Here is a 6,120-nt window from a genome sequence, read left to right as displayed (position 1 = left end):
GCCGCGACTCGCATGCTTCCAACCTCCCGTCGAGGATGGAGTTTGCTTCAGAAATTAAGTTCCCCTAATTCGAGCGCACTACACTAGACCGTCGGCAGCAAGAACGCCCGGATTTCATGGAGGTTGTCGCTGCTGAACGCGACTCGCGCCGAATAGGAGGCAGATTTCCAGATGGCTTGCATCCCCAGCTCCAGGGCGGGTCGCATGTCGGCGTCGAAGTCGTCTCCGACGAATGCAGCGGTGTGGGGCTCGACATCGAGCATTCGAAGGCAGGCGCGAAAGATTCGCAGATCAGGCTTCTTGATCCCCAGGCCACCTGAGGTCACGACGGCATCGACGTTCTCGGAGATACCCATGCCGGCAATTTTGCTTCGCTGAAACGCGTCGCGTCCGTTGGTGACAAGGCCGACTTTGATGCCGTGTGACTTGCACGCGCTGACGAGGTCCAGCGCACCTGCATGCGGCTGAGCGCTCGCTCCCAGGTTGTTGTCGAAATCGGTGAGCAGTGCCGCGGCAAGGTCCGAAGAGAGTGAGAACCGATCCCGAAGACGTGCGAAGACCTCGGTCTTTTCAATGCGAAGCTTGTTCAGCTCGACGTAGTGCGACTCCCAATCACTCTCATGAATACCCAAGGACGAAAGCCCTCCCATGAGGTGCTGCTTGGCAGCGACTATGCGCAGTGTTGCTGACTTGTCGTGCAGCGTGTCATCGAGGTCAAAGAGCACGGCCAGCAGGTTCATGAAGCCTGAATGAATCCGGGGGATGTCATGCGACGATTATGTGTCAGGAGGGTCCGCATGAAAGCGACCCATCGCGAGCGACCGGAAGTGGCCGGCTACAGCCCTTCGATCTGCAGCCGAGAGGCCCTGGTCGACCCATAGCGGAAGTTGGCTTAGGCTGGGCAAGGCTCAGGAAACTGTCCGCTCGATGGAACGGTTAGGCGTCACGTTGGTCAGCCACACTTTAGCTGAGCTCCCCACGTGGTACTCCGAACTCGCCGCAGGATCGCGTCGGGTGGCAACCAGTGTTCGCCCTCGCCTTCCGTGATGTGCCACTGCAGGTGCCTGCCCTTCAGGTTGATGGTGGCTTTGCCCTTGCCTTCAAAGGAGCTGACGAAAGTGACCGCCGCGGTATTGCCAACAACCTGACCGGCAAGAGTAGGTTCTGAGCCACCGAGTTCGTCGACCTTGTTTCCACCCTTGGCGACCGACGAATGCGCTCCACAGAGCCTTCCGTTCCTGATGAAGAGCCGAAGGGAGAATGAGTCTGCCATGCAGTTCGGGCTCAACGCTTTCGCGCACGTCCACTTGACCTCCCAGGTGCCTTCCAAGGGCGATTCAGCCGCACTTGCGGGAAAATTCGATACGAGCAAAACAAGCAAGATGGACGACACGACCGCGCGCATGTGACACCTAACGTTTGACATGAGCTGCGTGCCCCGGCTCGGTGGGGCACGTCGGCTCGATGGAAGGGCTAGCAGACTACCTCGGAGCCGCCCACTCGCCAAGGACGGCAAGTGGCCGGCTACAGTAGTTCACCCCTCCTATGCTGGCATGCGCAAGCCGACTAAACGCTGACGTTGGATGCACCGGTTTTGCCGCCCACGCGCGGCCACGCAATGTCTGGGTCGGAGTCGTGTCCGAGTTGCTGGAGTACTCGTCAGTTTCGGGCACCAAATGCCATGAGCGTTGCGAAAGCCGCGAGGGGAAACCCCAGAATGGATGCCAGGATGCCTGCTGTCATGGCGATGATGTAGGCGCAATCGGAGGCCGCCCGACCGCGATACAACGAGCGCAGCCAGAGCGGCCAGGTCCAGTACAGCGGTATCGCAAGCGCCAGGAAGCTCGAGGTCCCTGCAGTTGAAGAGAATGCGAGCAATGCAGGCAGCACGGCATGCGCCGTGGCAACAGCTGCGCGCATCCTGTAGCGCGTGGTGCTGATTGGAGGGGTGTTGATTTCGTGCACAGTTGTTTTTGCTCGTGGACTATGGGACGACCCGCAGACTCGGACTCAAGCCGTCGTCAATTTGCTCGTCGGCCGTGCGCGTCGCATCAACTTGAAGGCGCCGCTGCCAAGTATGAAGGCGGCACCCGGTAGCGCGGGCTGAGGAAAAACAATGGCTGCCAGGAGGCACCAAAGCGCCCCTGCCCAAAGATCGGCCGCGCGTTCCATCAAAGCTGCTTCGTTTGAAATATCCACCTTGCCTCGAAGGCTGCCGGGCATGGAGCGTGCGCGCAGCAGAAGCAGACTCCGCACGTTCAGCGCAGCACCCAGCGCCGCCGCGAGGAACCAGCCTCCGGCGAAGAACGAGGCCAGCGCGCCACCTGCGAATTGCGAGTACACGAACACCGCAATCCCGCAAACCGTTTGGATGGCGATGGATCGACGCGTCAACTGCGGCTGCGCAGACGCGGGGACAACGATGTGTTGTTCCGTTGCTGCGAGCCTGAGCGTTCTGGCAGCCAGTCCGAGGGACAGGCCGTGCACGAGCAGCCAGAGTGCCGCAACAGCCCATACCGGAACGGGCAGTGGACTCAGGAACAGGCTTGCCGGATGGTCTTGCATCTGATCAATGGTACCCAGGAGCGGTCACTGGCGAACACCCGCTTCTGGCCGGCTACAGCCTCTCGAGTTATGTCGTTGACCCGCTGCGGCTCGATGACGCGGATGCAACTCCTTCATACCTGCCCGCAGCAAGATTGGCGAGGATCGAAAACGCCAGGTGCGCGTAGGTCGCTTCCGGTCCACTGTCTGCCGGAGCGTAGCGCAGGCGCGTGATCGTCCAACTTTGTTGAAAGCGCTCGTTCGCGGCGGCCAGTCCTTCCATCACCGCGGACACTACGCCGTCTTCCGACAGCGAAGTTGCGCCAGCATCGCCAAGCCTTTCAACTGCAGTACGCACGCCATCGCCGCTGCCGATCTCAAGCTGCAGGATGTTGTGCTTCGGGCCTGTGATCCGACTGGCCGACAGGAAGGGGCCGACTTTGCTGAAGTGCATCACTCATTCTGCCTCGCTGGTGCGCGGTCATGAGTGCCCGCGGTGGAATGAGAAGAGAGGTGACTGCACCGCATGAAAGCAGTCAGTCGCGACAGTCCGCAAGTGGCCGACTGTTGCCGGTCGGCAGCAGCGTCCGGCCGACCGTCGTTTTTCAGAAGGCAAACCACCGATCGATCCAGGCCAAACCAAATTCAATGGCCTCGTCGATTTCGTCAAAGTGCCAATCCGGTGCGGGTTGACCTGTGGGCGTCACCAGGGACAAGAAGGCACTTCGGCACCTCTCCGACGTCACGACGACGACAGGAAATCGTGGTTCCCCCGGTTCCAGATCCGTGTCCTTGAATCGCCCGATGTCCTCAAAGACTTTCAGAAGCGTGTTGCCCCATCGATAGGTCAATCCTCGAAAATCAAGCACTACACCGTCCGCGTCAAATGCATGAAGCCCGTGAAGGGCCGCCGTCGCAACGTACGCACCGTGAGCGTTGCCGCGAGAACCGTCGGGGTACTCACCTTCAAAGGCGACAACCAGTAGCGTTCGGCGTCCTGCTTGGCTGGGATCTACCAGGAAGTACCTGCAAGAGATTCCGTGAGGCACTCTGGGTGTGGACTGAATCAGTGAGTAGTTCGGCATGTCGCATTCTCGATGTGGCTTCATCGTGCCAGCTGTTGGGCCACGTACAGCTTGCAGTCGCTGGGATCAGTCGAACGTGACCTTCACGATGCTTGATCGGCTTGCGATGTCACGCAGCGCTTCGAGAAAATGACCACTGCGAAACGCCTGCACGTGCCGTGTATTGGTGAACTGAAGCTCACATTCGCCCGGCCAACCAGGGCCACCATTGAGGGCGTCCCAGAATGCGTCGAGGTTGCGCCCAAAGTAGCCTGAACCGTCGGGCTCGGCCGATTTCAAGTACGCCGACCAGAAGTCCGCTTCTGACTGAACCGTGAGGCAATCAACCACGATGGTTCGCATGCGTTCAGCCTACCTGAAAGCCGCCCCTCATCGATGACCGCTTCTGGCCGAGGCTGTGTGAAAACCCCGATCCGCGTTCGGCCGCTTCTGCGTAGAGTTTGCAGGCATATCGAGAAGGAGTCGATATGCGCAGGTTCGTTGAAGGGCAAGATCGGCATCAGGTGACGTTGCTGCCTGAGTCGCTGGACGAGTTCATTGCCGAGGACAATGCGGTTCGCGTGGTCGACGCGTTCGTCGAGGAACTGGATCTGGCATCGATGGGCTTCGAGGGCACGACGCCGGCGGCAACAGGCCGTCCCTCGTACGACCCGGCGGTGCTGCTGAGGATCTACATCTACGGCTACCTCAACCGTGTGCAGTCGAGCCGGCGACTGGAGCGGGAGTGCCAACGCAATGTCGAGCTGATGTGGCTGACGGGGCGCCTGGCGCCGGACTTCAAGACGATCGCCGACTTCAGGCGCGACAACGGCAAGGGCATCCGCGCCGTGTGCCGTCGCTTCGTCGAGCTGTGCCGCGACCTGAAGCTGTTCTCGCAGGCCGCCGTGGCGATCGACGGCAGCAAGTTCAAGGCGGTCAACAGCCGCGACCGCAACTTCACACCGGCCAAGATCGAGGCGCGCAAGAAGCAGATCGAGGAGAGCATCCAGCGCTACCTGGACGCGCTGGACTCGGCGGACCGGACGCAGCCCGGCGAGTTCGTTGCCAAGACCGACCGGCTCAAGGACAAGGTCAAGACGCTGCGCGAGCAGATGCGGCGCATGAATCGATTGCAAGAACGCCTGGCGCGCCAGCCCGAGCCACAGCTCTCGCTGACCGACCCGGACTCGCGCTCGATGATGTCGCAGGCCAAGGGCACTGGCGTGGTGGGCTACAACGTGCAAGTTGCCGTGGATACCAAGCACCACCTGATCGTGGCGCACGAGGTCACCAACATCGGCAACGATCGGGCGCAGCTCACGAAGATGGCGACGGCGGCCCGCGAAGCCATGGGCAAGCCGAAGCTGCGCGCCTACGCCGACCGCGGCTACTTCAATGCTCCGCAGATCAAGGGATGCGCCGACGCGGGCATCGTGCCGTTCGTGCCGAAGCCGCTGACCTCGAACGCGAAAGCCGAAGGCCGGTTCGACAAGCGCGACTTCATCTACATCGCCAAGGACGACGAGTACCAATGCCCGGCGGGCCAGCGCGCGATCTATCGGTACACGCGAGAAGAGAACGGCCAGCAGATCCGGCGCTACTGGAGCAGCGCATGTCCGCAGTGCCCGATGAAGTCGCGGTGCACGCCCAGCGACTACAGGCGGATCGCGAGGTGGGAGCACGAGGCGGTGCTCGATGCCATGCAGCGCCGACTCGATCGGCAACCCGAGGCCATGACGCTGCGCCGGTGCACCGTCGAACACGTCTTCGGAACGCTCAAGCACTGGATGGGTTCGACGCACTTCCTGACGCGCAGGCTGCGCAACGTCGGCACCGAGATGAGCCTGCAGGTGCTCGCCTACAACCTGAAGCGCGTGCTGCGCATCCTGGGCATGGCCAAGACGATGAAGGCGGTCAGTTCGATGGGGGCGTGAGCCCCTTGTTGCCTTCAATAGGCTCGCTTGGGCCCCTGCATGGCCTGCGTGAAGGCCTTCCGGTGGCCTCAAAATACTGCGAGTCGCGAAGCCGCGTCCAGCGGGTCACATTGCTGGTGGAGCGGCACCTATTGCGCAGTTCTCACACAGCCTCGGCCGATCCCTGCCGATCATCAAGGAGCCATGACTCATGGCGCAGTGGTTGCTGTGATGATCGGGCTTTCGCCAAACGACAGCGGCAGATCCGGCAGCGCCATCTCTGTAAGCCGCGCCGACAAGGCAGCATCAATGGGCCGATCTGGAACAGCCATGCGCGCGTAGCAGCGGCGTCGGTCGTCCTAGTCGTACGCAAACAAGCCGACTTTCGAGAAGCTCGTCCAGACAGCGCTCGTGCCCCAGCCCGTGACGGGAATCCGCTCGGCGATGGCCCGATGCTGCATGCATACACCTGCAACCGCCTCGGGGACTGGACCGCTTCCCGCTGTAGCGAACATCGCATAGTTGCCAGCCGCGTCCTTTGCGAACCAGTCGAACTCCAAGCCTTGCATTTCGACTAGCACCTTCAAGTAGCCTCTCCT

The 6,120-nt window shown here is 61.4% G+C and carries 9 protein-coding genes; 1 reads left to right on the top strand and 8 read right to left on the bottom strand.

Annotated features, from left to right (window positions below; all coding sequences use genetic code 11):
* Nucleotides 1-83 precede the first annotated feature (83 nt).
* From ACXJLU_RS16140 to ACXJLU_RS16110, 7 genes are all read right to left on the bottom strand, one after another.
* Nucleotides 84-740 carry an HAD family hydrolase gene (locus ACXJLU_RS16140; protein ID WP_457332606.1) on the bottom strand — a complete coding sequence of 219 codons (657 nt, stop codon included), beginning with the start codon at nucleotides 738-740 and terminating at the stop codon, nucleotides 84-86.
* Nucleotides 741-952: 212 nt separating this feature from the next.
* Nucleotides 953-1,405, bottom strand: a complete 453-nt coding sequence (locus tag ACXJLU_RS16135) for a hypothetical protein (RefSeq protein ID WP_457332604.1) — start codon at nucleotides 1,403-1,405, stop codon at nucleotides 953-955.
* 254 nt (nucleotides 1,406-1,659) lie between these two features.
* Entirely contained in the window at nucleotides 1,660-1,965 is a 306-nt protein-coding gene (locus ACXJLU_RS16130; protein WP_457332602.1) for a hypothetical protein, read from the bottom strand.
* Nucleotides 1,966-2,010: 45 nt separating this feature from the next.
* Nucleotides 2,011-2,565 (bottom strand): hypothetical protein, encoded by a 555-nt coding sequence (locus ACXJLU_RS16125; protein ID WP_457332600.1) that lies wholly within the window; start codon nucleotides 2,563-2,565, stop codon nucleotides 2,011-2,013.
* A gap of 67 nt (nucleotides 2,566-2,632) precedes the next feature.
* Entirely contained in the window at nucleotides 2,633-2,998 is a 366-nt protein-coding gene (locus ACXJLU_RS16120) for a hypothetical protein (protein WP_457332598.1), read from the bottom strand.
* Between the two features lie 151 nt (nucleotides 2,999-3,149).
* Complete coding sequence (locus tag ACXJLU_RS16115) at nucleotides 3,150-3,629, bottom strand: hypothetical protein (protein ID WP_457332596.1); 480 nt, start codon at nucleotides 3,627-3,629, stop codon at nucleotides 3,150-3,152.
* Nucleotides 3,630-3,695: 66 nt separating this feature from the next.
* Nucleotides 3,696-3,971 (bottom strand): barstar family protein, encoded by a 276-nt coding sequence (locus ACXJLU_RS16110; protein ID WP_457332594.1) that lies wholly within the window; start codon nucleotides 3,969-3,971, stop codon nucleotides 3,696-3,698.
* Nucleotides 3,972-4,096: 125 nt separating this feature from the next.
* Here ACXJLU_RS16110 and ACXJLU_RS16105 point away from each other — a divergent pair, with 125 nt between their 5' ends.
* Nucleotides 4,097-5,542: an IS1182 family transposase gene (locus ACXJLU_RS16105; RefSeq protein WP_457332592.1), complete on the top strand. Its 1,446-nt coding sequence runs from the start codon at nucleotides 4,097-4,099 to the stop codon at nucleotides 5,540-5,542.
* A gap of 338 nt (nucleotides 5,543-5,880) precedes the next feature.
* Here ACXJLU_RS16105 and ACXJLU_RS16100 read toward each other — a convergent pair whose 3' ends face one another.
* The gene (locus ACXJLU_RS16100; RefSeq protein ID WP_457332590.1) at nucleotides 5,881-6,108 is read right to left on the bottom strand and encodes a hypothetical protein; all 228 of its coding nucleotides are present in this window, start codon (nucleotides 6,106-6,108) and stop codon (nucleotides 5,881-5,883) included.
* Nucleotides 6,109-6,120: the final 12 nt, after the last annotated feature.

It is taken from the genome of Rhizobacter sp. P5_C2 (genome assembly GCF_054049715.1).
The sequence above is the reverse complement of the archived record's forward strand: the minus strand, read 5'-3'. Positions and strand labels throughout refer to the sequence as shown.